At 43.4% G+C, this 2601-nt stretch carries 1 protein-coding gene; it reads right to left on the reverse strand.

Annotated elements, in window-relative coordinates; translation table 11 throughout:
* The coding region (locus H6G00_RS33970) for an AAA family ATPase (RefSeq protein WP_347278264.1) at positions 1-2601 on the reverse strand (2601 nt) is incomplete at both ends.

Below are 2601 nucleotides of genomic sequence, written 5' to 3' on the forward strand. Positions count from 1 at the left end.
GTCTAAGCGAGCAGAAGTAGTTCCAGAAGTTGTATGGATTGGCGTGTAGGTCACAACCGGTGATTGAGAAAAGAACTGCGGGTAGCGAGTTTCTAAATCTTTGACTTTTGCCATCGCTCCCCATCTTTCATAGCAGTAGTGTGCTTCTTTCATGTAGAGCTGGGCAAATTTTTCTCGACCTCGCGCTAGATAATGTTTAGCCGCTAATTCATAAGCTAATGCTTCTTCCTGAATATACTCATTTTCTCTGGCTCCTTGAATCGCTCGTTCATAAAACTCTTCAGCCTCAAGAAATTGCCCTAAGACTCGTGCTTTCTCTGCCTCGACTAGATGAAATTTATGGAGATAATTCATTGGGGCGTGTTCTGCCCATTTCTGCATTTTTTCTTGGTTAGTGCTAACACAACTGAGCCAAGCTGCTTTTTCAGAGTTTGAAGCATCGAGCGATAGGCTCAAAAGCGCTAGAGAATGATAGAAACAGAATATAGGTAGACTTATTATTGCTGACACCTCTTCAAAATGTTGCCTTGCCAAAATAGCAGTCTGTACAGCTTGATGGTGTTCTTCAAATAGATAAAACAGTATGACTTTGTGTAAATAGAGTATTTGAATTACAGTTCCATCTTTAACTGCAATAGCGTGTGATAACGCCTCCTCTTCATCACACACCCGACCAACTAAGCGACTGGGATTCTCAGACCTATCTAACAAATTAAGAATGGTCTGCCACACTATTGCCAGCCAATTCGAGGGGCTTTTCCGCCTGATTTGATTGATCGCTTTGCTATAGGTTGCTGTTTTTTGTTCCAGTTGGGTGAGTTCCTCTCCAGCAGAAAACGAGTTATAGCATACGTTATAGGCAGCATAACCAGCACATTCAAAGTCTCCAGTTTCCACTCCACTTTGATAGGCATCAGCCAGCATGGGTATTATGTTCCTAAGATGCACCTTCCATTGCATGATATGGGTACCCGAAAACCTTAGGGTTCTAGCCTTGCCTCTTTTGTTATTCAATTGTTCTGCCGAGGTAAGAGCCAATTGACCAAATTTATAGCCGAGTTCAATGTCTTGAACAACTCCACATAGAACAAATCCGTAGGCAGCATAATACATCGGTGACCAGATAGCATTACCGTAGGTGATTGATAAATTTACCGTTTTGCATATAATCAGTATCCACAGTGCTGGTAACGTTATAAATGCAGCAGACCCGATATTCGATAGGATTGTTATAGCTGCCAGTGGTTCTGGTGCAGCAATCTCTGGTAAATTACTCAAGTCTTCGATTTCGCGTTGGGCGAGTAATGCAGCCGTTGACTCCAATTCCCTTTGAATATCTGCCCGACTTGGATTTTCTATTAAATCTATTCCCAAGAGCTTTAACGCTTCCAATCCAGTTTTTAGTGTTTCTTTCAGGTTACCCTGCGACAAATATCCTTGAATTCTGCTATCGTAAACCTGCACTTTGTCAACCACTGTTTTGGCACGATCAAGTACCACTTCTACCAACTGTTCCATCTCATCAAAGCGACCCTGGAGATACGCCGCTTCTGCTGCTTCTGAATACAGCGCTAAGGTGAGGTCATACTCACTGAGCCAACTCTCTGAATTGAGGAGTTTAAGCCCTGTAGTGAAATACTTAAAAGCTGCTTCATAAGCCGTTGCTGCCTTTGCTTTCTGACCTGCCATTAAATTCAATCTGGCAATTTCAGTTCGTTCTGGTTGAGCATTGACAAGCTCCGTTCCTTGATCGAGATGATCCACAATAGTAAACAGTCTATCGGATCGTTGCTCTGATGAAGTTTTTTCGAGTAAATTGCGACCGATTTGCAGATGAACAACCTGTTTCTGTGATTCATCAATCAAAGCATAAGCCGCTTGCTGAACGCGGTCGTGCAGAAACTTATACTCTTGAACCAACAAATCTTCGTCCAAGTCAGACAAAGGTTGAATTAATCCCGCTTGTATTGCTGCTAGTAGATCCTGAAAAATTGCTTTCGGTGATTTTTCGCAAATGATGGCTAACGTCTCTAAATCAAATTCAGCCCCGACACAAGCGGCGATGCAGAGAGTTTGCTGTGTTGCTCCCGGTAATTTCTGCAACTGACGCAGCAGTAACTCCACCACATTATCGGTGATATCTTGAGCTTCAATCTCAGCTAGGTTCCACTGCCAACTTAACTGTTGGGCATCGAAAGTCAACAGGTTTTCGCTATGCAGCAGCTTCAAAAATTCACCCACAAAGAAAGGGTTGCCCTCGGTTTTACGCAACACGACTTGGGCTAGGGAGCGAACGATATCAGGATTGTGATGTAATGTCTCAGCTATCAGTTGACTCAACGGTTCTAGTGTTAAGGGGGTCAGAATGATTTCCTGAAATACTGCTCCCCCTTTTCGCAGCCTCTCTAGCGTTAAGACCAACGGATGCGTTGGAGTCAGTTCGTTATCTCGGTAGGCTCCGATCAAAAACAGAGATTGAGTTTGCTCGTCAAGTAAGATGAGTTCGATTAACTTCAACGTCGCAGAATCGATCCACTGTAGATCGTCTAAGAAAATGACTAGGGGATGCTCTTTTGCACAAAACGCCCGCACAAACCTTTG

Source organism: Leptolyngbya sp. FACHB-541 (assembly GCF_014695875.1).
Lineage (GTDB): Bacteria > Cyanobacteriota > Cyanobacteriia > Elainellales > Elainellaceae > JAAUTN01.